Below are 26,942 nucleotides of genomic sequence, written 5' to 3' on the forward strand. Positions count from 1 at the left end.
ACCCTTATAAATACGTGATTTCCGCTTCAGGCGCTTCGCTTTCCGCGGGCGGCCTGGGAGCCTCCTCGGCGCGTACGCCTGCGGGGTCTCCCACTGACCTTTTCTCCCGCAGGAGTCTTCGCGCCTTCCGCTTCAATCACTAGGAATCTGTAGAATAGTCTTTAATTAATTCAAAATGTATAGAAGAACTTAATATTTCCTTAGTTGGTTTGTTGATTTCCGTTCCACAATGGGAAGCTTCTTAGAAAAATTATTACAGAGAAACAAAGGAAAATTCTTCCGAATAAACATTGTAGTGACGGACACCCTTTATCTGTCACAGGCGTTCTTTGCATGTCACGAGGTACATCGCGGACCTTGTTTTATGCTCAGGGAGTCAGTTTAACTTCTCACTTCATAAACTATTTAAGGTAAATCTCTGAATCTTTTACTGCCTTATTCAGGAGCGTTTCAGCATCCTGCTCCAGCATAATTGCGTTGATGGCTGAAGAAAGATTTCGATTGATTTCATCCCAATTTTTATTAAGATGGAACGCCGGGGTATCATTTGACCTTTCAAGCATTTTGTAGAATGGCTTAATCAATGGATCTTCCTCGGTCTTTATATCTTTTACAACACTTATGCGGACCGGCAGATCGGCGGTTCTCCTTTTAATCGCCTCTGCTGAGGAATAGAATTTTACGAATTCCCAGGCCAGTTCCTTGTTTTTTGAATCCTTTGCTATTGAAACCGCGGAGGATGCAATGACTCCTTTCACAGATTTCCCTGAAAAAGCAGGCATTTCCACTGTTCCAAAGTTTACTTTTGCTTCTTTAAACTCTTCCAATGGCCAAATACCGGTTTCCCACATCGCTATCTTCCCTTCTTTGAAAAACTCTTCGCCACTTTGCTGATTTTTACCGCCAACCAGAACTGCACTCTTATCCTTTAGCATGTCAGCAAAGACGTTAATTGCTTCAATCGTTTCAGGGCTATTCATATAACCTTCAACTTCTTTTCCATCTTCACTTATAAAGCTTGACTCATTACTCCAGATAAAACCTTGCAAATCATACGTATCCGGTTCAGGCCTTATTCCGAATCCATACTGTTTTTCCGATGGAACGGTCAGTTTTTCCGCAGCCGCTTGGAAATCATCCCATGTCCAGCCTTCCTCAGGATAAGGCATGCCGGCAATGTCGAATAAATCCTTGTTAAAATAAACTACCCTCGTCGTAAAACCCGCTGGGATTCCATACAACTTTCCATACATACTTGAATAATTGAACAAGCCTTGGTAAAAATCGTTCAAGTCTAGTTCAGAATCGTTATTTACAAACTGGTCAAGCGGTTCCAGTGACTGAAAATAGGCTGGGAAGTTCCACATATAAAGGACATCCGGAGGATTTTTCGTACCAAAGGACGTAGCCAGCTTTTGATCAAATTCCTCACCATATGCTTCAACCTGGACCTTTACATTCGGGTTTATCTCCTCAAATCTTTTAGCAATTTCCTCCTGGATTTTCAACGCTTCCCCTGAATCCCATGATGCAAAACGAAGAACTGTTTTATTTCTTTCTTCTTTCGTCTCCTCATTCGCTTTGGGGCCGATCGTTTCTCTGTTTGAGCATGCACTGGCAGAAAAGATAAACAGGAGTGCTAGCAAAAGCATCGTTAATTTCTTCATCCAAGTCTCCCTTTTTTCCTAATTAAATTGGAAACCGCTTTCATTTTAACGTGAATGAAAGCGGTCTTGAACCTAATCCTATCTTATTCTTTTTGTATTATTGTTTGAATTTTTAAAATTTAAGGAGGAAATTTGTTAGATAAAATTCTCCTTTTTGTTTTGTCGATAATCAGACGGTGTTTTACCTGTACATTTTTTAAACCATTTGCTGAAATACTTTCCATCTTGTATACCTATTTTTTCACTAATCTCCTGCTGAGTAAGTGAAGTATTCTCTAGGAGATCGCATGCAGTGTTTATTCTCATTCTCTCAGTAAATTCAATAAAGCTCTCTCCAACCGTTTTTTTGAACATCGTGCTAAAATGGCTCCTGCTCAAACCTACTTTAGCTGCTATATCGCTTGATGACAGTGGCTGCTCTAAATGCTCAATCATCATTTTGGTTGCCTGCTGAATTGGTAATGGCCATTCCTCGGTCGAGAATTTAAACTGCTTCTCAATTTTTAATAGTTTATAAAGATATAAAACACCTTCCATCCATTCTTCAGAACCTTTAAAAGGGCCTCCCACTCTCCAGTTAACCGCTGAGTTTTCACTTTTTTCCTTAATTAAACACTTTTCCAACGTTTCTTTTGTTTCCGCCGGTATGAAGATAAATGCCTGTTCCTGGCCGCATGGAATTTTAGCAAATCGTTTTTGCTCAGAAAATAGTTGGATATGCTCATCGCAATCCATCCCACTTAGTAAAAAAATATAATAAGGTTCCTTCTTCCAATTCCAGTCAGCAACAAAAAGGTTCTGGAGCATTTTTGGAAAAGAGTTGGTAAAACCGCAAAGCCATGCATAAAATTCCTTCCTTAGAAGAGCAGAGTCATCCTGCCCCTGTCCTTTGGAGTAAGACAATTCTTTTTGGAACCTCTCCAAATAGTCTTCAAATTCCTGGTCTTGAAACGCAGTTTTCAAAATATAGCCTGAAGCCCCAATATTCAAGCCTTCTTGTGCGTACTCGAAATCACGATGGCAGCTAAGTAATAATATTTTTGCAGAAGGAGAATGCTGTTTAACTTTTCTAGCCAGTTCAATTCCATTCATCTCCGGCATGACGATATCCGTAATTATAATTTCAGGAGAATGTTCCAAAAATAGTTCCCATGCCCTTTGTCCGTTGGAAGCATCACCAATGACTTCCATACCGAATTTATTCCAATCAATGGTTGCGATTAACCCTTTTCTGACGATTCTCTCATCATCAGAAATTAGAACTTTTATCATCAGGCAGCCTCCTTTTTGGCCATATAATAGTAAAAACCGTCTTTTTACCCACAACAGATTTAATAGATAACCCAAACTCTGTCCCAAAATGAAGCTTTACGCGCTGATCTACGTTATATACGCCGATTCCGCCCCTTCCTTTTTCTTTTTGATTCATCGGCTTAAGATGATTTTTAATTGTATCTTCATCCATCCCTTTTCCATTATCCTCAAGAGTGAGTTCCAAATTGCCGCCCTTTGCAATAAGCATGAGTTCAATTCTTCCTATTCCATCTTCAAATGCATGGAAAAAAATATTTTCAAATAATGGCTGAAGCGTCATTCGAGGGATTAAATAGCTAAGGCAATTTTCCTGTATATTTTCGATATATTCGAAGGTTTTCCCATAACGGGCCTCCTGTACCTTCAAATAATGCTGAATAGTTTTCAATTCCTTTTCCAACGTTATTAACTCATCAGAAAAATTAAGGTTTTCATGAAGCACCTCAGTCAAATGGTAAATCATTTGCTGGACTTCTTTTGCTCCTGAGAGCCTGGCTTTCCATTGTATCGAATTTAATGTATTGAATAATAAGTGGGGATTGATTTGATAATGAAATGCCCTTAATTCGGCTTGTCTTTTTAATCTCTCTGTATAGCTAATCTGTTCAATTAATCCTTTAATTCGATTAACCATTTCGTTAAAGCTTTGTGCCAAAACTCCCAATTCATCCTTTGAAGTAACCTCCACTTGAGTATCCAGGTTTCCTTTACTAACCAATTCCATTGAAGATTTAAGGCCTTTAATCCGTTTTGTAAGCGGGATAGATAAGAAAGCTGCTAAAAGAGTAACTAGTACAATTGAAAAAATAATGCCCATAATTGTATATCGGTAAATGACATTTGAGGATTGATAATAATATTCAACAGGGATCCGGATATGAATGTCCCAGCCAAACCCATCAAAATTGTTATTCCAGACAATATCAGTTTCCTCTTCCTTCGGGGCATTCCCCGTCTTATAAACGACTTGATTCGCTCCATTTTTAAGAGTAATTGAAGCATGAAGCTTATTTTCGAGGAAATTTATATAAGAAAACAGTTCCTCGGCATTTGTCTCGATTAATAATTTGCTTCCTTTTAAGACGCCAAACTGGCTATCTATCGGAAAAACCATTCCCATTACTTTTTCAGTCTTTTCACTATTATAATAATGGTCTGTATTGTAGAAACCGATCCAAAGCTCCCCTTCGTTCAAGCTATTTACTTGTTTCCAGAACGGTTTTTGAAAGAGCTTATGGATATTAAGGCGGCTGTTTCCATAATAATAGCCTGTATTTGTAATTAAATAGATTCCTTTTGTATTATAGGTTTTATGGGCTTCGAGGTATCTTTCAAAGTTTTTATTTTCGATGAAATCTGTATAGGAATGGGGAATTTCTTCTTTTAAGATAACCAGTGTCGGGTCGGATAAGTAATGATTAATATCGCTCGATATAACAAACATCTGTTCAAACGTGTTTTCAAGTTGGTTATTCAGCTGTGATACAGCAAATTCTTCATATTCATTATATTGATCATTAATGATTTCAGAGGATTTTTCATAGGAAAGCACACCAAACAATAGTAATGGGATAAGCGCGACCATGAGGAAAAAAAGAATCATTTTGGTCCGAATACTGCCGAAAGGAAGGTTTTTCATTTTTATGGATAACTCTTTAAGTAAATTCATATGATAACCACCGATTTAGGAGTAATAAGATAACATCATCATATCAAATTTTTAAAATAGTAAGAATATTATTTTAAAAAAGAAAATAATTTCTATTTTTGTAGTCATATTTCCTGCCTCTCCTAGGAAAATAATGGTTACTTATTGTTTTAAAACTATTTATAATACCTGTTAAAAGAAAACACAAAAAAACAGACCCTTTTACGGGGTCTGTTTTGGTCATTTAAGAGTATTAAGCTTTTTGAACGTTTGCAGCTTGAGGTCCACGTGCACCTTGCTCAACGTCGAAAGTTACTTTTTGACCTTCGTCTAATGATTTGAAACCTTCAGATTGGATTGCAGAGAAATGAACGAATACATCTTCTCCACCTTCGCGCTCGATGAATCCAAAACCTTTTTCTGCGTTAAACCATTTAACTGTACCTTGTTCCATGTTTGTTGCCTCCTAGTGCTAAAGCACATTGTATTACTATCCCTGCCCAAAGTGATCATTAAGACGAAAAGACGAAAAGTCGAACTTTTTGCATCCTTTACACCGAACAAAAATAATTCTTATTTAGAATAACATATATTAGAAAAAATAGCAACTGAACTTATGTGGGACAGTTCCTGTTTCCAAATACAAACCGGAACCGTCCCTCTTTAGCCAATTTTGCAATTAATTTTCATCCAGTTTATAACACAGTTAACCGCAATTCCCTTCAGCTGCCCTTAAGAAATGTAACAAAGGAAAGTTTCTTGCTGCTGCCAGTCCGGAACCTTTCCTCACTCATATTTGCGATTTTAGTGATATAAAAATCAGCTTCTCCCCTATCTCTCTACCTCACTATGCTGGTAGCCGTTTTCTGTTGCATACACTTCATACCAGCGATAGCTTGGTTCCTTGAATCACGAGTAGCTGGGCAAATATACCAAGTACCTTGTATTGTCTTCACCATCATCTACCATTTTGAAATACTCTTAGTTTTGCGACTAAGTGAAATACAACTATTCCCTTTTTTGATTTTATAACCATTGTGTCTTTTGTTTTACGAAGATTGGTTGAGGGAAACCTTTTAAAAATATATTTTCCCAACTTCATGTAGAAATTTAGGCATTTTAAAATACTACTGTTCCTATTCCTATCCATTAGTATCTTTTAAGAAGTTTCAACTTTCACCATAATCCTTCACAATCTCCATTTTTCTTACATACTATTCTAAACATTTCCCAATTTAAAAAGTAAAAAAATGGTAGTAAGATAAAAAAGTACTACAAAATAATATATGTGGGGGAAATGGTATGAAAAAATGGTTGGTAAATCTGTTAGCATTATTTTTAATTTTTCAACAGTAGGGGGAGTCTCAGCTTTGGCTGAGGTTGGTGGAGAGAATTTCACTGTTATTGCTGAACACGAAGTTGCAGGCAACCCAAATGCATCAGTGGATTTTATTGATCCAGTCTTAGCAAAAGAAGGTAAGCGGTTGAAACAATCAAAAGACTCTAAAGGTATTGGCACTCTTGGTGCAATTTACGAGGTCTATAGCCATTCAACCTATGTATGGGATTCAAGCACAATTACAGAATATAACTCCGGACCTAGAACGAATGATAAGTTTTTGGTTAGTGTTGCTTTGGGTCAGACCAAAACTCTTAGCCAATCTCTCAACATAAGCGGAACAGTTACATATAGTGCGACTGTAAGCGGGGATATTGCTAAGGTAATTAATGTCGGCTTAACAGGAAGCGCGTCTGGGACAATTGGCTATACTTATAATACAACCACCCAATATTCTGGCCCGAGCTCTCCTTATAATACCCGTGATTATTATGGTGCAATACAATTTGATACTCATAGCACCAAAGTAAAAAAGTACAACTATTATAAAACCTATAATGGCAGCATTTATACTGGCCTAGTGTCCTACTATGCTGGAATTATAACGACAGACAATGTTAAAAAACCAAAGGCCATAACTTACAGCAAGGATTTCACAAACTAAACATCTATGCAGGCAACTTCCAAAAGACGTTGTCTGCATTTACTATTCTAATCCATAAAATATTGATTTCACTTGGTTGACAACCTTATATTAATATTAAATAAACTATTTAAGAACCACTATTTCTATAAATTATCTAAACAAGAATTACACTTGAATTGCAAATCAGCTTAAAAATTATGGAAATCTTCGAGCTTGAGTAACGGATTTTGTCATATTTAGTGAATTCAGCATAAGAACTTTTGAGATGACTTAAATATTTTATCTCGACGTTACTAGCCAACCACATTAAAACCCGACTGCTTTAATGTCGGGCGTTTAAGATAATAAAAGGTATCACCACGTATTGTAACAGTGTATTAAATGTAAAAACGCAAATAGAATCTAAGGGGACATCCAAAATGAAAAAAATTATAATCATTTTAAGTTTTTCTTTAATTCTTATCCCATTTGTAAAAGGGGGTTTTAATTTTATTCATTACAATAAGGATGTTGATCATGCGGTTTCCACTCCAAAGGCTAATGCCGAGAAAAACCAAGAAAATACAAAACAGCCAATCTTCAAGGTGCAATCTATAAAAAGCAAAATTTCAACTTTGAATGAAGCACCCTCAACGACGAAGGAAAAAGGGATTATTTATGAAGTAGCTTTATTTTCTGAAAAAGAAATCGATACTGAAATGTTAAAATCTCTTTTGTTTGAAATAGACTCACCAGCCCTTAATGAATACCTAGGTCCGATACAGCCATTAAGACTTGCAAGCACCTTGGATAAAGGATATTTGTATTCACTTCAATTCGAAACTATGTATAAAATCTATAATCCGGAAGAACTTAAATTTTTGAAAGACTATCGCGAATTTTTAATTAAAATCACTTCAGATAATTATAAGATTCCTATTTATCTTTCGGCCAACGATAGTAAGTTTTAACAAGATAATACTATTTTGAATTGATGAATATGTTTCAGGCTCTGTATATCGAGTAAGGAGAAAAGGGTTTTACCTAACCTTCGACTTAGCAGGCACAAGCGCTAGCGTGGCGGTGCTGCGGATACAAAGTCAAAACACGCAGCAATTGGGCTTATAAAAATATCGCAGAGTTCTATGGCCCGGACAACGGCAAAATCCGTACAAATATCATCGCTTCAAGTTCAATCATTACTGGGATGACAGCTGTCTTGGGAAATGTCGAAGCAGCGTTCAGAGACCTTGCACCATTTAACAATTTGATGAATCCATGTTTATGAACGGTAAAGTTGTTATACAGTTTGATGCAGGAAAGCGAATTTTTTTAAAAAAATGCCCGAATGCTTTAAACAAGCATTTCGGGCGTTTTCTGTATTATCCTGTGAAGCATTTTGTTAAACGAGATTATTCAGACGGTACGAGGTCCCCTTTAATTGGTTCTTTCTTTTGGAGAGTTGTAAATCGGTCTTTCTTTTTTTTGTTGAATATCCTTTACGTTAGCTAAATTTTTACTGTAGTATTTGCCTTTTGTTTTAACCGCTACGACTACTGTAAGAATTGAAGCTAATATGGCAGCAAAGAAAGTTGCTGTATTTTGCAGGAACGTACCCATGTATCCTAGTGCCGCGATGGTTCCAATCACACTTGAGATAAGCAGCGGAACAACCCCAGCTGGATTCCATTTATATAATTTTTCTTGACTCGCTTCATATTCTTTCGGGACAATCTTTAACATTTTTTTCACGACTAATGCATCCGTGACTAAAATAGCTGCCCACGCCATTAGGAGAACTCCCTGGAAGGTCATCGCACTGGCTAAGTGATCCAAAATGCCTCCAAGCATTAACGCCATCGATACGACAGCTGAGATAACAACCCAAAAACGTCGATCAGGTTTGAAATGAAATACATTCTCAAAAAAGTTGGACAATGACAAGGAAGCACTATAAATATTTGTAATGTTAATACGTAATTGCGTTAACATTGTAAATACGACTCCGCCTAGTCCAAGAAGTGTGACAATGTATACTCCTGGGTTTGATTCCGCCAACGTTACACCAAACCAGATTCCGAGTAAACCCATGATACCAAAACAGAAAACTTGTGGAATGAATCCAATCATAATTGACCCAATTTTAATATCCTTAGGTTTAAGAAAACGCGCATAATCTGATGCGATTAAAGCTGTTAACCCCATAATGCCATGCTGCATTCCTATACATAAAAGTAATGCTGTTCCGCCGATTTGAACGCCATCCGGCAGATAAGTCCAAAATTGCCCATTGAATGAAGATGGGGTATTGAACGCGACGATTATTGTGATAATTAAGAAGATACCGAAGATCGGTAATGACCATTTTTGCAGCTTGTCTAATTGTTTTATACCGAACCAATTTAGAGGAATAACAATTGATCCAAAAACGACAATTAGAAGCCATAATGGAATTTGGGGGAAATATGCATGTACAGCGGTAACGAGAATCATACCTTCGAATGCACAATACATGATGAAATTGGATGCGTAAATTAAGGAGGTTAACGAAGCACCAATATATCCAAAACCCTGTCTAGACATTAGATTTACGTTCATCCCTGATTTCGCGGATAAATAGGCAATGACTGTACCTAAAAGTCCTGCAATCACGATGGCATAAATGGCTGAAATAATGGCGTTCATTGCGCCAAACTGAAGTGCCATAACACTACCTGTTTGAAAATAAAAAATTGCGGTGGCGATACCAAACGTTATATTGGTTACACTAAACCACCCCATATTCCGTTTTTCTACCGGAACCTGTTCAAATGAATAATCGTCTTTTTCTTCTTTAATCTCCAATGTCTGATTCAAACTCATGTAATCATCCTTTCATGATGTTCTACACAGACTGTATCCTTCCCGCGAATAAGGTTTCACATTCAATATCCCTTCCAAGAATAATTGCTGCTTTTGAAGGATTACAGAATGTGCATTTATTAACATACTTATGGAAGATAAACTATTTAACCTCCCTTCTTCCGTAAAATATTTTTCCACAATAATACTAGTATAACATAAAAACAACTCAGGGACAGTGTTAATCACAAAAAATGAGGATTATCCTCATTTATTTTGCTCAAAACAACCTATTGTATGGAACATTCCCAGGATTTGCATCATAAATGATACAGCTGGGAAACTGAGTGGAAAAATGAGAAGTGATGGTATTTTTGCGAAGTAATTATATTCATAAAAGAAAAGCATGCGATGCTCATGTTTGTTCTGGTTGGAGATTAAACAAAACACAAGGTGCATACTCTTCTTTTTTATTGTTTTTATAAGGGATCGTCTTAAAACCATCGTGCAGCGAATTTACCCTTCCCACTCAAACAGAAATTGTTTCTTCTATCTTTGTTTTGGTTTTATATGGTCTCTTAGGATATCAATAATTTCTCTTGTTTCGTCCAGATGTTTTACGGTCTGGGCGTATGCCTGTGATGCCACACACATAAATAAGATATCAATCACATGAAGCTGGGCAATACGCGAGGATGTGGCCCCGCTTCTGAATGTGGGCTCCCTTGTTGCAGATGTATACAGCTTAATATCCGCCTGTTCAGTGACTAAAGATGAGCCATACTTCGTCAAGCTAATAGTATGGGCACCTTTTTTATGTGCCAGTTCAAGAATTTTTGCAACCTCAAAGGTTTTTCCTGAAAAAGAAATCCCGACAACAACATCATTTTCTTTTGCATTGGCCACTAGCGTTGCGGCCATATGGAAATCTTGGAAAGCCGTTGCTTTTTTGTCAATTCGCAAAAACTTTTGTTGGGCATCCTGGGCAATGATGCTCGATGCTCCCACACCAAAAAAATGGATAGTTTCAGCATTTTGGCACAGCTTTACAGCTCGTTCAAGTTCTTCGTGATCCAATAATTCCGCAGTTTCCCGTATCGTTTGAATACTGTTACTCGTCATCTTTTCTATGATCGATACAGCATTTTCATTTGGTTCAATATCACGAAACCCAACAGCCCTATTTTTCTGCAAGTCTCCGGCAATCCGGAGTTTCAGTTCCTGGAAACCTTTTAACCCAAGTGACTTGCATAGCCTGATGACTGCAGCACTGCTGGTTGAACTTCTTTTCCCAAGCTCATTGGCAGTTAAAGATACCGCTGTTTGAGGATTTTCGAGAATATATAACGCTATTTTCTCTTCAGAAGGAGGAAGTGTCGAATGCATTTCAGACAGCATTACGAGCCCTCCTGTCATATATGACATATGGCATCAACTCTCTTAACAGATTCGTTTTATTCTATATAGATTTCTTCATCACATGAAATCGGCGTGTGATTTCAAAACCAGTACTTTTATAAAGATGGCCGGCAGCACTTTTTTCTCCGGTCCAAAGGAACCAGGCGCCATGAAGGCCCAAGGAACGCATATTTTTCAAGCATTCATGCAACAGAATCTTCCCAAGGCCCTTTCCTTGTTCTTCAGGATCTACACCAAACGGCCCAAAACGGTCAGGGATTCCTTCATAGCTGCCATGAAGGCAAAATCCAACCAGTTTGCTGGCGTTTCTTGCAATCAACACCTGATTGAGCGGAAGCCCCTGCAGCAGCCCTTCCCGAATCGCCCGGCCCCAGTCCGGGTTAAACTCGTTGTTGGCAAATTGTATCACTTCATATATGTCTTTGTCTTGGGCAATCGCAAAGGAATATCCCTCTTGCTCACGTTGTTTCTTCAATTGAAGCACCGGTTCCGGATACGTATAACCAACTAGCGTCTTGTCCATGGCAACAGGTGAATATTGTTTCTCAAACCCCTGCTGCAAAAGAAAATCGTATCCCTCCGGATATGCAGCCTCATCTATTCCAGGCAAAATGTAATTTGGAGCATACGACGCGAAAAATACATTTTTCCGGCCTTCAGCAGCAAGAAAGTTGATGGCTGCTTCCATTAACACATTTCCCACACCAGACCGGCGGAAATCCCGATGGACAAAAAAGAAGGGAATCCAGCCATTTTCCGGTTCCAGGTCCGCACCGTACATTGGCAACAGTCTTCTTACTGCATAAACACAGCCTATTACTTTGCCATCTTCCACTGCCAGCTGAAGGCCTTTCGGATCAAAATTGGCATCCAGCAAAACAAGGTTGCGGAATCTCTTGGAAGTAATCGGGTCCAGCGGAAGGATTTCATTCCAAAGCTCGACGATTTGCTCTTCATCGCCGGGTTCATAACAACGGTATGATATCACAAACACACGCCCTTTCCTAAGTCCGGCTCAAATACAAATTGGTTTATTTATAAAGAAGATATGGGTTTCTTTGTTTTTTGAAAGCTTCTGATTGCTGTTCACACTGTTCCAGGAAATCCTTTACTTGCCCATTCAGGATTATATTTCTTAAACGGTCCGTGCCAGCCAGCAAATCAAACATGTATCTTTGATTTTCCCCGTACTGGACGTACGCAAAATCATTTGGAAATAACTCAGCAATAATTTCGAGCAAAGCCAAGCCGGTCTTTAAGGAATGAAGCTCCCTTCTGTCAACAACATGAAGCTGTACACCCTCGCACGCTTCTTCCTTATGTTTCTGATAGGTAGGAATAAATGAAACCGGGCGTGCCAGAACACCAGGCAGCTGTTTATCATTGAACGCCCTCGCCAATTTGTAGCCATCAATATAAGGAGCTCCGACATATTCGAATGGACGCGTTGTCCCCCTGCCCTCCGACAGGTTCGTACCCTCCACTAAACATGTCCCTGGATACAAGGTAGCCATATCGATGCCAGTTGTATTGGGTGTAGGCGGGATCCAAAACAACCCAGTCTCGTCATAATAAAGCTCGCGGTTCCAGCCTTCCATAGGAATCACGGTAAGATCACAGTCAATCCCAAATTCATGCTTGTACAGCAGGGCAATTTCCCCGACCGTCATGCCGTGTCTGTTCGGAATCGGATACAGGCCAACGAAAGAACGAAATTGTTCTTCCACTAAATTGCCTTCGACAGTGATTCCTGAAATCGGATTGGGGCGGTCAAGGACCACAAAGTGTTTTCCGCTTTCGGCACAAGCCTCCATCATAGAAGCCATCGTATAAATAAACGTGTAATACCTTGCGCCAATATCCTGTAGATCAAAGAATACAACATCAACTGATTCCAACATTTCTTTAGTTGGCTTTTTCGACGCTCCGTATAAACTATAAACCGTCAATCCTGTATAGGGATCAATTGCCGACTGAACCTTCTCTCCCTCTTTGGCACTGCCGCGTATCCCGTGTTCCGGTGCATACAGTGCTGTCAAATGAAGGTCCGGATGCCCATGAAATAGGTCAATCGTCGGGACAAGCCTTTGATTGACTCCTGTCATATTCGTGACAAGACCGAGTCTTTTTCCTGTAAACTTCCCAACATATTTTTCAAAAAAAACATCAAGGCCAATTCTCACATTTGTACCTACTTTCACAAGCAAATTGAAAGAGAAAATCAGGTGAAAGGTATCATATTCCACATGATGATTAGAATCCAATCGGGACTTACAAACAGTTAATCAATCCCCGCCTTTTCTTCACAAAAATTCCGAATGGCAGGCAGGGGTTTAACTGCATATGAATAACACTCTTTTCACTGTCTTTATTCTTTTACGCCGCCCAGAGTCAGACCTTTTACAAAATGGCGCTGGAATAAGATGAAAACAATAATCATCGGAACAGATGCAATCGCCGCTCCGCTCATCAGCAGCTTAAAGCTTGCCAGGTTCGCATCTTGCAGCGTCTTCAATCCTACTGGGAGCGTATAAAGGTTCGCATCATTCAAGACAATAATCGGCCATAAGAAGGAATTCCACACATTCATAAAGGTGAATATACCCAATGCGGCCAAACCAGGCCTTGCCAAAGGCAGAACGATTTTCCAGAATGTTTTCCATTCGCCTGCTCCATCAATTTTCGCAGCGTCCAAAAGTTCATCTGGAATGGAGTACATAAACTGCCTCATAAGAAACACACCAAACACCATTGATAAGTCAGGAAATATCAGTGCCCAATGCGTGTCCATAATCCCCAGATTTTTAACCATCATAAACATTGGGACCAATGTTACTTGCCCTGGAATCATCATTGTCCCGACGATGGCATAGAAGATCAGGTTTCTCCCTGGAAACTGCTTTTTGGCGAGTACATACCCGGCCATTGAGTCGAACAGCAAAATCCCCACTGTTACTACTACTGCGATATAAATGCTGTTTAAGAACCAGCGGCCAATGTTATTTTTACTAAACAATGCGGTAAATCCGGAAAAAGTATCATCCACTATCTGGCCCATGATTTCGCGGTGATACACTTCAGCATTCTCATCCCCGGCCTTGTCGGCATCACGGGCTTTGCCCCAGTGCTCAAAATATTCCGGGATACCCATTGGATACATTTTTGGCGGATTTGAATCCACGTATGAAACAGGTTTTTTTAATTCTTCATCCTGGTATTTGCTTAATTGTAAGGAAGTACTGAACACCCAATACAACGGCAGAAGGGAAACGATAGAAAAGACTAGCAGAAGTGCATAAGTGACGGCTTTATTTAATTTCATCATCTTGTTTCCCCTCCTAATCATCATTCCGAAGGACTCGGAATTGAATTATCGAAAATACTAAAATTATAAAGAACAAAACGATTGATTGCGCGGCAGCATAACCAAATTCAAAATCCCTGAATCCTGTTTTATAAATGAGATGGACGAGCGTTTCCGTGGACGTTCCGGGCCCACCGCCAGTCATCATAATGATCTGAGTGAAAACCTGGAAGGAACCAATCGTACTTAACAATACCAAATACAGAGTAGTTGGTTTCAGCAACGGAATCGTAATTTGAAGCCATTTCTGAAGACTGCCCGCACCATCTATGGTTGCAGCTTCATATAAAGAGTGCGAAATGGATCCCATCGCTGCCAGGTATAAAATAATTCCAACCCCAAATGGAATTAAACATTGCATTATAATCAGTGACCATAATGCTGTTGAAGTTTGTCCGAGCCAGTTAATTGGTTCTACTCCGAACCAGCTAAGCACATAGTTGAATAAACCGAAATCATTGTTATACATCCAGCGCCACACCATTGCCACGATAACCATCGAAGTAACGGTTGGCAGATAAAAAGCTCCCCTGAAGAAGCTCTGTGACCATTTGCCAAGCGGATGAATAAGAGAAGCGATGATGAGTGCGCTAATCACGTTGAACGGTACAGTTACTACCGTAAAGAGAAACGTGTTTCCTAAAGCATCGAAAAATGCTTCGCTTTTAAAAACCTTTACATAATTGTCCAATCCTGCCCATTCACTTCCAAAAATTTTATATTCCTGGAAGGATAAAATAAATGCCCATATCACGGGAATCACTATAAACGCTGAAAACAGAATTAATTTTGGAAGTAAAAAAAGGTAGGCGATATAATTCTTTTTGATTTGAGCCAAAAGGGATGTTTGTTTAGTGGCAACTTTAACATCGGCAGCTGTGTGTGCCTGGTGAACGGGTTTCAAGTTAACTCCCCCAATCTTGATAAAACTTGGGCTGCCTCACAAAGGTTCTGATCCCTTATAAGACAGCACCAAGCCAGTAACTACTTATTCTAGCAGCTCATCCACTTTCTTTTGAGCATCGTCCATTCCTTGCTTGGCGGTTTTTTCGCCATTGAATACAAGCTGGAGTTCTGTCTGGATGGCTTCATCGATCTTTTTCCATTCAGGATGGCGTGGAAGCATCACAACTTGTGAAGACATTTCCTGTGCACGCGCCATTTGTGGATTATCTTTATATGGATCTTTATCAGCTGTGCTGATTCGTGCAGGGAACGTTCCATATTTCTGTGCCATTGTGAATTGTTCGTCTGTTGTATTGATAAACTTCATAAATTCGCCAACCATTGCTTTCTTGCCTTTATCTTCTTGATGGAACATAGTCCAGCCGCCTACACCGCCAATTGTAACTGGTTTGCCGGATTTTCCAGTTGGATAGTTAGCAACTGCGAAATTAGTAGGGAATTTGCCTTGTGCTGCACCAATTGCCCATGTTGCCCAAGCCTGCATCGCAACTGTTCTTTGCTGTTCATTTGCCCATGCTTGGAACGTACCGCCTACGTCAGCTCCACCTGATGATTCAGGAGAAACCTTATCCTTCAGTTTCAAGTCAGCCAAGCGTTGAATGGCTTCAACTGCTTCAGGACTATTGAAAGTAAATTTCTTCATATCATCACTAAGCGGGCTGCCGCCATCAATATAGAAGAAAGGCCATGCTTCATAATATCCAGGCAAAATGTAAGTAGAAAATCCGTAAACGTCTGTTTTGCCATCGCCATCGCGGTCAAATGTCAATTTTTCCGCAGCGTCCATGAATTCATCCCAAGTCCATTCGCCATTTGCAGGTGGCTCAACGCCGCGCTCTTTAAACAGGTCAAGATTCAATAGCATAGTGTGAACCGTCATAGAGTTCGGAATGCCGTATAACTTGCCATCATACTTGTATGCATCAAGAGCGTTCGGATAGAAATCCTTCAGTTCATCTTTTGAATAAAGATCATCAACCGATTCAATAACACCCTGGTCGATTTGATCGATGCTGACAGCACTTCCGCTAATGTCTACCGGTGCAATATCAGGCCAGGATTTCCCTGCAATCGAAACACCAAGTTTATTTGGCAGTTCAGCCCAAGGAACTTGGACAAGCTCCACTTTGACACCTTCATGTTCTGCTTCAAATTGCTTGATTTTTTCTTCCATCCAGTGATATTTGTTATCTTTGTCATCCGGCCAGCGCGGGCCGTCCCATACGGTGATGGTTCCTTTCCAATCTTTGCCGCTGTCGGAACCCTTTGTACTGTCACTGCTGCATGCTGCCAAAGCTCCAATACTTAAACTAGCCGCAAGAAATAAGTTAAGCATTTTCTTCATTGAATTTCCCCCTAAATTTTTTTAAAAATAAAATGTCCTTATGAGATTCAGCAAGATTGTCACCGATTATTTCCGGCCCTCGCCTCCTTTCCGTATCAATTGCCTTTCCTACCAGGCGATTTTTCCCATAATAACTTCACTTCTCGCCCCTGTAGCCGATGGCAGATTGTTGTATCGTTTCATCAAACACTGGTAACCCAGCAGGGCAAATACGACAGCTTCTTTCGCATCGCCTGGAATACCAAGCTCTTCAGTGCTGCCTATCTTTATCGCATTAGGAAGCTGGATTTGCAGCCGTTCTATTAAAGTACGGTTATGCCATCCTCCGCCGCTGACAAATACTTCTTTAATTTTGTGGCTTTCTATATATCTTGAAATATCCGAAGCTAGCGTCCTTGCTGTTAACTCTGTTATGGTGGCCAATTTATCGGCTGCAGACAAGCTGGATTCTTCCCAGCATTTTCTCGCATACTCAATGCCAAACAGTTCCCTGCCCGTGCTTTTCGGGGGTGTTTGTTTGTAGTAATCATGGGCAAAAAGCTTGTTGAGCCAATTTTCATCGACATTTCCGCCTGCCGCAATCGTGCCATTTTCATCAAAGCTTTGCTTTCCATTTGTAGCCCAGCCGGCAAAGGCATCGATGATCATATTGCCTGGCCCCGTATCAAATGCAAGGATGCTTTCTTCGCTGATTTCAGGCGGCAAAACTGTAATGTTGGCAATCCCGCCGATGTTCACCAATACACGGCCGTATTCTTTTTCCCGAAACAACAATTGGTCGGCATACGGTACCAAAGGTGCCCCTTGTCCCCCCGCCGCCATGTCTCTTGTTCGAAAGTCACCGACCGTTGTAACGCCGGTGCGTTCAGCAATGAGGCCAATATCTCCGATTTGCAGCGTCGAGGAAACGGAATGTCCAGCAATTTCAGCATGTTCCGGCTGGTGAAATATCGTTTGGCCATGTGAACTTATCAGGTCAATTTCATCCATCGTCTTGTTTGCCTCAGTTACGACTTTTTTGGCAGCATCAGCAAACAGTTCGCCAAGCAGCATGTTCATCGCCGATATATCCTCTATACGGGCCTTGTCAGGGTCGCATAACTGCAAAATCTTTTCTCGTACCATCTCTGAATATGGCAGTGTCGTAAAATGCAAAAGATTTAGTTGGATGACTTCTTTTTCCTCTTTAATAGATACCAATGCCGCATCAATTCCATCCAGGGAAGTTCCCGACATTAAGCCGACAACCACCTTTTCTGCTTTGTCCTTATTCACGTTCCAACCTCCATTCAGCGAGTAAGTTTTTTATGCGCCACCTTAGTTTTGTATGGTCACCGGCAGTTTGCCAGTTACCTGTACCTTTCCGTAAATCGCCTGGGCGGCTATTTTAAGCGCAGGATACGGAAATTCATATGTGCAAATATAAGCATGGACATCAGGCAAATAGGCTAAATCATACGGGCTCCTCATTGCGACAATCACTACCGGCACGCCTGTACCGTACAGCCTTTCCACAAGCCCAACTTGTGAATCGCCTGGCTTGGCGGTTAATGTGCCAATGATAATCACATCAAAATCCTTTGCCAGCTCAGCGGCTTTATCGATTTCTTCAGCTGTTGCCGGATTGGATAACTGCAATATATGTGCGCCAGGATCATTTTCCTTAACAGCCTCGCCAAGGTGCATGGACGAATAACGCTTATCTTCCACTTGCATCGTATAGTTATTTTCCGAATAAACTACAAGTACTTTTTGGCTGCCCGCTGGATCGAGCGGCAAAATATTATTATTTTTCACAACAGAGATGCCCTGCTTATAAATCTCGTCCGCCAACTGCTCATGCTCCGCGCAGCCAACGATGGAAGGAACTGGCGCATCGGTTACAAGATTCATATTATCCCAGCGAACATATTTATCTTTTAATCTTTGAATCCGCCCTACCGAGGCATCAATGGCTGCCTCTTCGATCTCACCAGCGTCAACTGCCGCAACAATTGAATCAATGGTGTCTTTCTGGAGGTTATGGAGATGGGAAACCATTACGAGATCCACCCCTGCTTTAATGGCGGACACACCACCGGCAGCGGTACCGATCGTATTGGCAATAGCGTTCATTTCCATGCAATCGGTCGTAATGACACCATCAAACCCGAGCTGCTCGCGGAGAAGTCCGGTAATGACTTTTTTGGATAAAGTCGCTGGAACACCAGGTGAATCCTCGATTGCTGGAAAATACACATGTGCGGACATGATCGTATCGGCACCTTGTTTTATATTTTCGATAAATGGCTTTAATTCAATTTCATAAAGCCTTTCCAAGCTATGGGAGATAACCGGAAGGTCCAGGTGTGAATCAACATTCGTATCTCCATGTCCCGGGAAATGCTTCAATGTAGTAATGACACCGGCATCCTGCATGCCTTTCATAGCGTTTTGGCCGAAGAAGCCAACCTTGTCGGCCGATTCGCCATAGGAACGCACTCCGATAACAGGATTGTCGGGATTATTGTTAACATCAAGCACAGGAGCCAGATTCCAGTTGATCCCGAGAGCCTTGAGTTCTTTTCCGGTAGCAAGACCAACCTGATAAGCGTTTTCCGGGTTCCCGGTGGCTCCTAACAGCATGGCACCGGGGAAGATAGTTGCCCCTTCGCCAAGCCGGCGGACAACCCCATTTTCCTGGTCGATGCAAATCAAAAGCGGCTGTTTGTGCCCCGCCTCTCTTGCTTCTGTTTGAAGCTCGTTCGTCAGATTTAAAATGTCTTGAGGAGTCCCAATGTTTCGCCCAAAGAGAATGATGCCTCCGACATGGTGCTCCCTGATTAGTTCTTTTATTTCTTCGGATGCGGTTGTTCCTTTAAAACCAACGACCAACAGCTGTCCGACTTTTTTGCGCAGTTCACTGCTTTTCAAGATTTTTGCACCTCCTTTAAATATCAAAACCTGGAATGCTTGGCCCTCTCCTGATATTCGCCCCGACAGGATATTTTAATGTTTGAGCATAGGCAGTCCGGTTCAGGCATCCTCTCATCGTTCCGAGTGCCTTATAGTAATCGTAATAGCGAAAATCCTTTGAGTTCATGACGAACCAATATTGGCTTAGCGCCTCAAGATATGTATCAAACTCATCGCTGACATCCACATAGATTTCCGGAGTGTACCCTTCCATGTCCTCCCAATTCTCACTATGGAACATCCGGGTTAAGGAGTGCGGCGGAAGCCCCTCCAACACAAAACCCGGAAGAGCAGCTCTTAACCAGGCGGCTTGAACAATTTTTGGACAAATGGCATGGTCGGGATGTATACTATTCTCCCAATGGGTGATGACGACATTCGGCTTTAATTTTCTGAACAAGGTGGCTACATGGGATATGGTTGCATCGTCATCCTTTAATTCAGCATCTTTATAATCAAGGGTAATGCTCTCGGCGCCTAATACAGCGGCAGCCTTTTCGGCCTCATTTATTTTTTGCTGGCGATATTCCTCCACAGTCACTCCCGCCGGTGTCCCTTTCTCACCTGCAGTTAAATGCAATAATGTGACTCTATGGCCAGCTTTTGCATATTTATGGGCAATCGCGCCAGCTTGAAGTTCTACATCGCCGCAATGAGCCCCTACAAGCATGAGGTGAATTTTCTTTTCCACATTACTTCCCCCTGATCAATTGAAATGTGAGCGAATGATATTATGCAGCCTTGGCCTCAGCCGAAGGATTGGATCCTTCCTGCCAAAGTGGACCCGATTTGTCAGCAAGATGACATGCAGCTTATTCTCCGGGTCAAACCATATACTCGTTCCCGTAAAGCCGGTATGGCCATAGGAGGAAGCAGAGAAAAGGTCGCCGCAGCTTGATTGGAGGGGACTTTTTAGGACCCAGCCCAGGCCTCTGAATTCATCGCTGAACGGCGAGAAATTCATCCTGGCAATTTGCATTGATGATTTTGATAAAATTCGATTCCCCTTGAAAGCGCCATCATTTTCAACCATACTAGCATAATTTGCAAGATCGTGGATGGTCGAGAATAAACCTGCATGGCCGCTTATACCGCCCATACTTTCGGTATTGTCATCATGAACAATTCCCTGCTTATATCCGTTTAATTTTTCGCTGTATTCTGTTGCAGCGTAACGAGACTTTTCGAAGCTCGGTAGAAACCCTGTTTCAACCATATCGAGCTTGTCGAACAATTCTCGTTTCACATAAGCTTCAAACCGTTCACCAGTTACGGTTTCAATTAATCTATACAGTGTAATAAACCCGAGGTCGCTATAAATCACCTTTTCGCCAACGCCCGCCACCAGCTTCTCATCATAAATGCGTTCCAAAATTTGCTCAGTGGTCAAATTTTCGCGGAAATATTCATAATGGGCGGCAAGGCCTGACGTGTGGGTCAATAAGTTTTTTATCGAAATATCCGCTTTTCCATGCTTTCCGAAATCAGGCAGGAAATGGGCAACTTTATCATCGAGCCGCCATACCCCTTCTTCAATAAGCTTCAGAATCATCGGTAATGTCGCAACCACTTTAGTTAACGAAGCCAAATCAAAAACCGTATTCAGCTGCATTGGCTGTTTCTCAGGATAAACTACCCGGGAGCCAATCGCTTTTTGAAGGATCATTTCACCTTGATAGGAAATATGGATTACAGCCCCAGGGATATGTTCCTGGTTGATTTCATCTTGAAGAAAGTCGAGGATTCGCCTTTCCATTTATGGCTGCTGCCCCTCTTTGGCAAGTTCGATTGCCTTTCGGGTAAAACCATTTGCCAACTCAATCACTTCATTTGCCTTCTCAACAGGAACCCCGCCCATCAGCATCACAATAGCCGGTTTTACTTTTTGGTTCGTTTCTTTCAGAGATTTTTCGGCTTGCTCATAGGAGGCCCCTGTTATTTCCATAACTATTTGTTTGGCTCTCTCGACTAACTTTAAATTACTTGCATTTAAATCAACCATAAGATTGTCATATATTTTGCCAAGTTTGATCATCGTTGTCGTCGACAGCATATTTAAGATCATCTTTTGGGCAGTTGCCGCCTTTAAGCGCGTTGAGCCTGATAGAATTTCCGGCCCGACTACCACTTCGATTTGATGGTCGGCATATTTGCTTATTTCAGCATTTTGATTACAAGCCAGCGAAACCGTTGCTGATCCAATTTTTCGTGCATACTGAAGGGCGCCAATTACATAAGGTGTCCGTCCGCTTGCTGCAATTCCCACGACAACATCGTTTTTATTGAAGCCCCTGTTCTCGAGATCTTTAGCACCTTCTTCCGGATAATCCTCGGCACCTTCAACTGCAGTAAACATTGCCGATTCTCCCCCGGCTATTATGGCCTGGACCAGTTCAGGCGGTGTACAAAAGGTCGGGGGACATTCCGCCGCATCCAGCACGCCAAGCCTGCCGCTAGTTCCGGCACCGACATAAAACAACCGGCCATTATTTTTGAGGGTATGATAAATCACTTCGATTGCCGCTTCAATTTGGGGAAGCACTTCTTGAATTGCTTCGGCAACGCTGCTATCTTCTTTATTCATTAGGTTTATGATTTCATGGGTTGAAAGCTGGTCTATATTTCGCGACCGTTCATTCCGCTGCTCGGTGGTTAATCCAGTTAAGTTAACATTCACATTGGACACGCCTTTCCAACTTGCTGATTTAGAAAAATTATGAAACTACTCATGGATAGATTAAACAAATCCAACTCCGCAACCTGGCCGGTTTCATTCCGGCCCACCCGCATCCGTGAGCTGCTTGTAAAACATTGTATAACTATAATTCTTTGTAAAATTGCTGATATTCTTTCCAAGTTTTGAAACCGAGCTTGCCGTAAAACTTGGTTAATCCGGTCCAATCAATAACGATTCTATCTATCCCTCTATCTCTTAAAATAGAAACGGCCGCTTGGACAATCGCTAAACCATATCCATTTTTTCTTTCTGTCCGCTCGATTCCCAATGGCCCAATTCCACCCAATGGTTCCTTGAACAGTGGAGCCCAATAAACATTCTGGGCAATAAAAGGTGAATCGGGGTCATTGATCCTGCAGAAGCCAATAATGTTCTCATTCTTTTTTAATAGGACAAATTCTCTTCCAGTTCCGCCTTTCCTGAAATAGTGATGGGCTTCATATTCCCATCTCCCAGGAAAACAGCGATGCAGGAAGGATAGCAACTGTTCCTTTTCATTCTCTTGAAGAAGTGTAAATTGAATATCCTTAAACTCTGGCTTGGCTGTTTTATCAGTGGTTTGATACTGCTGAATTAAATCCGTTTCAACACCACTAGCCTGATAACCTTTTCGTTCAAACCAGTTTTTAGTATTGGAATCGTCCTTTGAAATGCCAGGAAAGTAATGATATGGGTCACGGCCCAAAAATACTTTCTTGCAGTTATGCTCTCTGAATGCCTTCTCGCTCTTGTTTAGTAAAGCGCTTCCAATTCCGCTATGGCGGTTAGAAGTTCGAACAAGTAATACCTGGACCCAGCCTGTTTGTTTATCTATTGGTATATTTATTTTCTCTCTCCATATCTTTGAAACAATGAAACCTGCTATCTGACCGTCATCATCAATCGCCATCCACGATCCTTCTGTCAGGATGTTTTCATCATCAAAGCTGTTTTGTTTAAAAAGCTCCCTGGTCATTGGAAAATGGGATCCAATTTCCGAATTCCACAAATCGACCAACTGTGATAACCTACTTATATCCCATGATATGTATCTCACTCAGGGCAGCCCCTCTTCCTCACAGCATTCCGTCCAACTGATTTAGATAACCCCATTATATCAAGGTGTTAGGAAATGTGAAATAAAAATTCAAAATTTATTAATACTTTTGTATTTTTATTTCAAACTTCTTTCATATTTTCTACAAAACTTGTATCGAGCTGTTGATCACTGCTTGCCAATCCTGCTATTACTGCTCCACCTACAGGCGCAATTGCTGGCTTAATCAACTGAACCTCTATATTCAGTTTCTGCAGTTTTTCATAGATAATTGGCTTCAGGAGATCTTCTCGATGAAAGACTCCACCAGCCATTACAACTGGAATCGGTTCAGTAGGATCCTTAAAAAGTTTCTTCTTTAAACATCCAATAGCTTCCGCGAATTTGGAACCGGCATCCTGAATAATTTGCTGGGCTACTTCATCATGTTGAGCCGCCGCATCTGTAACGTATTTACTAAGCGGTGCAATGGCGCTTCTCGATTTTCCGGTTTCATAAACAAAGCGGATAAGGTCCGGTACGTCCGCAACCCCGAAATGTCCTAGAACCGAGTCTGTCAAAATCGTAGTTGGCCCTCTTCCATCGTACGCTTTAAAAACTGCATTTAACGCAGCCCTGCCGATGTCGTAACCGCTGCCTTCATCATCAATTAAATAGCCCCAGCCGCCGACTCTTTGCCGATTTCCTTCAGCATTTATCCCAAATGTAATCGACCCGGTTCCAGCTATTTGTACGATTCCAGGAACACCTAACGTTCCGGAGTACAGTGCATTTACGGCATCATTATCAACAATAACCCTGACATCGGCAGACACGAAGTTTGTAAGCAGCTTCTCCATTGTCGCCCTCGCTTCTGGGCGATCAACCCCTGACATACCAGCAAATACAGTGTGAAGCATTGAAACTGACTTTTCGTCCTGGCTCTTTAATGAACTAAATAATACTGCCAGTTCTCTTTCCACAACCTTTAGATCCACACCGTTATGATTGGTTGCGCCAACCGTTTCACTTGCATATACTTTTCCAAACCGATCGGCAATAACTCCCTTTGTTTTTGTTCCACCGCCATCAATCCCAAGTACATACATGAAATATTTAGCCCCCAAGATTCATTCTTTTTTACAACTTTATTATAACTCCGTAAAACTAAATTTCAATTAGTTTAGTTAAATTTTAAAATATTATTTTATATATTTTGTGAAATAAAATTTCAGAATAATTTTAAAAAATATGAAATTTAATGTTGACTATACTAGTTTTTGGTCCCTATAATTTAAGTATCATGGAAAAGTAGTTTACTAGAAGGGAGATGTTTCGGAAAACTTGAAGTTTCTTCGCAGGACTTGAAAGCGCTACCACTTAAATTCAAGGAGGATAAAATGCTAACAAAACAAGTAAGAAAATTCATCAGTGTGTTGTCCATTGTGTTTATTGTCTCAGGTCTATTTTTTAGTTTCTTCTCCGCCACTTCGACTGCATCCGCCGCAAAGCCTCAAAGGACTTTTACCGAAAAAATCATGGCCAAGGATACGGCAAATCGTACCCTTGAATTGGAATATCAGGGCAAACTAAAGCTAGCTGAAGAGTACAAAGTCTCTCAATGGGTAGATGGCAAGCAGTATATAAAGTCTCTCCGCGATGTCCGAGTTGGCGCTGAAAATATAACAGTTAAAGTCAATGGTGAGCGAGAAATTATTAAAATCACACTCAATGGAGTTACGCCTGTGGAGAACATGAGAGTTGGTATTATGACAACCAACTTCGCTACAATGGAGCATGAGCAAATTAAATTGAGCTCTCCTACTGGTCTACAAATTGTGGACAAGCTGGGGGATGCAACTTTTGAGTCTGCTGCTAATGAGATTGTCACCATTACATCGGCTGATGGCACTGTTTCGGTTGTAAAGGCAGATGGGACTGAAGCGTTCTCTACTAAAAATAGAATCTATATTTCTACCGATGAAGCTAGCAAGATTAAAGTAGAAACAATTAAAAGAGGAAGTCCTCTTTATACCCCTGCTTACAGAGGTACTTTTGAAATCACGTCTGTAAAGGGAAATAAGCTGCAATTAATTAACGAAGTTGGATTAGAGGAGTATTTATACCAAGTAGTCCCTAGCGAAATGCCGGCAAGCTTTGGCCTAAATGCGTTGAAGGCGCAAGCTGTTGCTGCTAGAACCTATGCATTGGGTGATTACCTGAGTGACCGCTTTGCAAAAGATGGTTATTTCGTCCTTGATAGTGTCATGAGCCAGGTGTATAACAACTCTCCTGAAAATGCTCTTACGACACAGGCTGTTCAGGAAACTGCAGGAAAAATCATGTATGGAGTTGACGGCAGTCTCGTAGATGCGAGATATTATTCAACCTCCGGCGGATTCGGTGCTTCCAAGCATCAAGTCTGGGCAGATGCTGATGGCTCCTTCCCTGGACAAGTTGTTCCATACCTATTGGCACAAAGCTATACATTTGATCCAAATGATTCAACAAAGATGCTGAACATTGATACACAAAACGAACAGGAAGTTCTAGATTTTTACAAAAACCTGTCCTATAACGGCTATGATGACACGTCCTTATATTTCAGGTGGAAAATCACTCTTACCAAAACCGAGCTGCAAAACACAATCAATAAAAACTTAGCTCCACGTTATGCAGCCGATCCGAAATTCGTTTTAACAAAAAATGAAGCTGGCGAATTCGTCAGCAAACCAATTCCAGCCCAAGGTATTGGCGAATTCAAGGACATGTATGTAACGAAGCGCGGTGACGGCGGCAATATTATGGAGCTTGTTATTGAAGGGTCCACAGGAACATACAAGATTTTAAAAGAATACAATATTCGCTTTACGATTCGTCCAAATAAAGCAGATACACAAAGTGCAAATGATATTATTATCTATCGTGCCGCTGGCGGCAGCACAGACTATACAAATACAGCGTTAAAAAATGGTTCAATTCTCAATTCGGCATTCTTCAGCTTTGAAAAGGATGACGAAAAAGTTGTCTTCTATGGCGGCGGAAATGGCCATGGCGCCGGGATGAGCCAATATGGTGCTTCCCAGCTTGGCTTGGCTGGAGTAAGTTATGACAAGATCCTGACTTCCTACTATCCGAATATGAATCTAACAGATGTATCGGTCGTTGGGGCACCTGCACCAAAAGGGCAAGAATAACAAATTAGCGATGAAAGAGAAGGAAGCAGAATATTGCTTCCTTCTCTTTTTTTATTCACACAAATCAGTGCTCGGCGTGGACATTTCATTGGTACAAAGGTGTCACGGTTTGGCTGCTTACCACGCTTCTCTATGGAAATTCGCCGCCTTATACTGCTGGCGGATTGGTTTGTCCTGCATTTCTGAAAATCTGTCCTGCAAAGTTTGGGAAATGTCCTGTATTTTTCGGGAAATGTCCTGCATTTCTTAAAAACTGTCCTGTATACCGAAAAAGTTGTCCTGATTGATTTAGCCACCTCCCTTGTTCGTTCCTATCTATCACATTTCGGTATTACAAAAATGTGAAAATGTACTTGAGCTGTTCCTACATCGGCTAAAAAGGATTTTCCAGTTAGGTAATAATACAATCCGCACGATTCGGAAAGGGATTACTAATACTCTAAGCTATTTGGTAGATTAACTAGGTGGTTTTCGAGACTGCTAGTTAAAGGCCAAATCAATAAAGGTGAT

The 26,942-nt window shown here is 41.1% G+C and carries 21 protein-coding genes; 3 read left to right on the top strand and 18 right to left on the bottom strand.

Annotated elements, in window-relative coordinates; translation table 11 throughout:
- Nucleotides 1-401: 401 nt before the first annotated feature.
- The 4 genes from AM500_RS17695 to AM500_RS17710 all read right to left on the bottom strand — a co-directional run bounded on the left by AM500_RS17695 (nt 402) and on the right by AM500_RS17710 (nt 5,083).
- The gene (locus AM500_RS17695; RefSeq protein ID WP_053600405.1) at nt 402-1,667 is read right to left on the bottom strand and encodes an ABC transporter substrate-binding protein; all 1,266 of its coding nucleotides are present in this window, start codon (nt 1,665-1,667) and stop codon (nt 402-404) included.
- A gap of 135 nt (nt 1,668-1,802) precedes the next feature.
- Nucleotides 1,803-2,939, bottom strand: coding sequence for a response regulator (locus tag AM500_RS17700; protein ID WP_053600406.1), 1,137 nt, complete (start codon nt 2,937-2,939; stop codon nt 1,803-1,805).
- Nucleotides 2,917-4,650, bottom strand: coding sequence for a sensor histidine kinase (locus AM500_RS17705; protein ID WP_053600407.1), 1,734 nt, complete (start codon nt 4,648-4,650; stop codon nt 2,917-2,919). Before AM500_RS17705 ends, AM500_RS17700 begins: the two co-directional genes overlap by 23 nt.
- Nucleotides 4,651-4,882: 232 nt before the next feature.
- Nucleotides 4,883-5,083, bottom strand: a complete 201-nt coding sequence (locus AM500_RS17710; protein ID WP_026694123.1) for a cold-shock protein — start codon at nt 5,081-5,083, stop codon at nt 4,883-4,885.
- A gap of 916 nt (nt 5,084-5,999) precedes the next feature.
- On the opposite strand from AM500_RS17710, the gene AM500_RS17715 reads away from it, so the two are divergent.
- The gene (locus AM500_RS17715) at nt 6,000-6,632 is read left to right on the top strand and encodes a hypothetical protein (protein ID WP_156319844.1); all 633 of its coding nucleotides are present in this window, start codon (nt 6,000-6,002) and stop codon (nt 6,630-6,632) included.
- 401 nt (nt 6,633-7,033) lie between these two features.
- The gene (locus tag AM500_RS17720; protein ID WP_053600409.1) at nt 7,034-7,564 is read left to right on the top strand and encodes a hypothetical protein; all 531 of its coding nucleotides are present in this window, start codon (nt 7,034-7,036) and stop codon (nt 7,562-7,564) included.
- A 466-nt stretch (nt 7,565-8,030) separates the two neighbouring features.
- Here AM500_RS17720 and AM500_RS17725 read toward each other — a convergent pair whose 3' ends face one another.
- The 14 genes from AM500_RS17725 to AM500_RS17790 all read right to left on the bottom strand — a co-directional run bounded on the left by AM500_RS17725 (nt 8,031) and on the right by AM500_RS17790 (nt 24,344).
- Nucleotides 8,031-9,455 (bottom strand): purine-cytosine permease family protein, encoded by a 1,425-nt coding sequence (locus tag AM500_RS17725; protein WP_053600410.1) that lies wholly within the window; start codon nt 9,453-9,455, stop codon nt 8,031-8,033.
- Between the two features lie 528 nt (nt 9,456-9,983).
- Nucleotides 9,984-10,832, bottom strand: coding sequence for a MurR/RpiR family transcriptional regulator (locus AM500_RS17730; RefSeq protein WP_081772970.1), 849 nt, complete (start codon nt 10,830-10,832; stop codon nt 9,984-9,986).
- A gap of 61 nt (nt 10,833-10,893) precedes the next feature.
- On the bottom strand, nt 10,894-11,841 hold the full coding sequence (locus AM500_RS17735) for a GNAT family N-acetyltransferase (protein WP_053601773.1): 948 nt from the start codon (nt 11,839-11,841) through the stop codon (nt 10,894-10,896).
- Between the two features lie 43 nt (nt 11,842-11,884).
- Nucleotides 11,885-13,036 carry an exo-beta-N-acetylmuramidase NamZ family protein gene (locus AM500_RS17740; protein ID WP_053601774.1) on the bottom strand — a complete coding sequence of 384 codons (1,152 nt, stop codon included), beginning with the start codon at nt 13,034-13,036 and terminating at the stop codon, nt 11,885-11,887.
- 185 nt (nt 13,037-13,221) lie between these two features.
- Complete coding sequence (locus AM500_RS17745; RefSeq protein ID WP_156319845.1) at nt 13,222-14,178, bottom strand: carbohydrate ABC transporter permease; 957 nt, start codon at nt 14,176-14,178, stop codon at nt 13,222-13,224.
- Nucleotides 14,179-14,191: 13 nt separating this feature from the next.
- On the bottom strand, nt 14,192-15,121 hold the full coding sequence (locus AM500_RS17750) for a carbohydrate ABC transporter permease (RefSeq protein ID WP_053600411.1): 930 nt from the start codon (nt 15,119-15,121) through the stop codon (nt 14,192-14,194).
- A gap of 84 nt (nt 15,122-15,205) precedes the next feature.
- On the bottom strand, nt 15,206-16,528 hold the full coding sequence (locus AM500_RS17755) for an ABC transporter substrate-binding protein (RefSeq protein WP_053600412.1): 1,323 nt from the start codon (nt 16,526-16,528) through the stop codon (nt 15,206-15,208).
- A gap of 108 nt (nt 16,529-16,636) precedes the next feature.
- Entirely contained in the window at nt 16,637-17,803 is a 1,167-nt protein-coding gene (locus tag AM500_RS17760; protein WP_231688028.1) for an anhydro-N-acetylmuramic acid kinase, read from the bottom strand.
- A gap of 42 nt (nt 17,804-17,845) precedes the next feature.
- Nucleotides 17,846-19,441 (bottom strand): beta-N-acetylhexosaminidase, encoded by a 1,596-nt coding sequence (nagZ, locus tag AM500_RS17765; protein WP_053601777.1) that lies wholly within the window; start codon nt 19,439-19,441, stop codon nt 17,846-17,848.
- A gap of 16 nt (nt 19,442-19,457) precedes the next feature.
- On the bottom strand, nt 19,458-20,174 hold the full coding sequence (locus tag AM500_RS17770) for a PIG-L deacetylase family protein (RefSeq protein WP_053600413.1): 717 nt from the start codon (nt 20,172-20,174) through the stop codon (nt 19,458-19,460).
- 15 nt (nt 20,175-20,189) lie between these two features.
- Nucleotides 20,190-21,239, bottom strand: a complete 1,050-nt coding sequence (locus tag AM500_RS17775) for a serine hydrolase domain-containing protein (protein WP_053600414.1) — start codon at nt 21,237-21,239, stop codon at nt 20,190-20,192.
- Nucleotides 21,240-22,160 (bottom strand): N-acetylmuramic acid 6-phosphate etherase, encoded by a 921-nt coding sequence (murQ, locus tag AM500_RS17780; RefSeq protein ID WP_053600415.1) that lies wholly within the window; start codon nt 22,158-22,160, stop codon nt 21,240-21,242.
- Nucleotides 22,161-22,302: 142 nt separating this feature from the next.
- Entirely contained in the window at nt 22,303-23,256 is a 954-nt protein-coding gene (locus AM500_RS17785) for a GNAT family N-acetyltransferase (RefSeq protein WP_053600416.1), read from the bottom strand.
- A gap of 122 nt (nt 23,257-23,378) precedes the next feature.
- Nucleotides 23,379-24,344 (bottom strand): N-acetylglucosamine kinase, encoded by a 966-nt coding sequence (locus AM500_RS17790; protein WP_053600417.1) that lies wholly within the window; start codon nt 24,342-24,344, stop codon nt 23,379-23,381.
- A gap of 291 nt (nt 24,345-24,635) precedes the next feature.
- On the opposite strand from AM500_RS17790, the gene AM500_RS17795 reads away from it, so the two are divergent.
- A complete protein-coding gene (locus AM500_RS17795; protein ID WP_053600418.1) occupies nt 24,636-26,432 on the top strand; it encodes a SpoIID/LytB domain-containing protein in 1,797 nt (598 codons plus the stop codon).
- Nucleotides 26,433-26,942 lie beyond the last annotated feature (510 nt).

The organism is Bacillus sp. FJAT-18017 (genome assembly GCF_001278805.1).
Taxonomy (GTDB): domain Bacteria; phylum Bacillota; class Bacilli; order Bacillales; family Cytobacillaceae; genus Bacillus_D.

What these genes read in the sequence shown, in the direction of transcription:
- AM500_RS17695 (WP_053600405.1), bottom strand. Translation starts at nt 1,667, where the DNA reads ATGAAGAAATTAACGATGCTTTTGCTAGCACTCCTGTTTATCTTTTCT.
- AM500_RS17700 (WP_053600406.1), bottom strand. Translation starts at nt 2,939, where the DNA reads ATGATAAAAGTTCTAATTTCTGATGATGAGAGAATCGTCAGAAAAGGG.
- AM500_RS17705 (WP_053600407.1), bottom strand. Translation starts at nt 4,650, where the DNA reads ATGAATTTACTTAAAGAGTTATCCATAAAAATGAAAAACCTTCCTTTC.
- AM500_RS17710 (WP_026694123.1), bottom strand. Translation starts at nt 5,083, where the DNA reads ATGGAACAAGGTACAGTTAAATGGTTTAACGCAGAAAAAGGTTTTGGA.
- AM500_RS17720 (WP_053600409.1), top strand. Translation starts at nt 7,034, where the DNA reads ATGAAAAAAATTATAATCATTTTAAGTTTTTCTTTAATTCTTATCCCA.
- AM500_RS17725 (WP_053600410.1), bottom strand. Translation starts at nt 9,455, where the DNA reads ATGAGTTTGAATCAGACATTGGAGATTAAAGAAGAAAAAGACGATTAT.
- AM500_RS17730 (WP_081772970.1), bottom strand. Translation starts at nt 10,832, where the DNA reads ATGCTGTCTGAAATGCATTCGACACTTCCTCCTTCTGAAGAGAAAATA.
- AM500_RS17745 (WP_156319845.1), bottom strand. Translation starts at nt 14,178, where the DNA reads ATGATGAAATTAAATAAAGCCGTCACTTATGCACTTCTGCTAGTCTTT.
- AM500_RS17755 (WP_053600412.1), bottom strand. Translation starts at nt 16,528, where the DNA reads ATGAAGAAAATGCTTAACTTATTTCTTGCGGCTAGTTTAAGTATTGGA.
- AM500_RS17775 (WP_053600414.1), bottom strand. Translation starts at nt 21,239, where the DNA reads ATGGAAAGGCGAATCCTCGACTTTCTTCAAGATGAAATCAACCAGGAA.
- AM500_RS17790 (WP_053600417.1), bottom strand. Translation starts at nt 24,344, where the DNA reads ATGTATGTACTTGGGATTGATGGCGGTGGAACAAAAACAAAGGGAGTT.
- AM500_RS17795 (WP_053600418.1), top strand. Translation starts at nt 24,636, where the DNA reads ATGCTAACAAAACAAGTAAGAAAATTCATCAGTGTGTTGTCCATTGTG.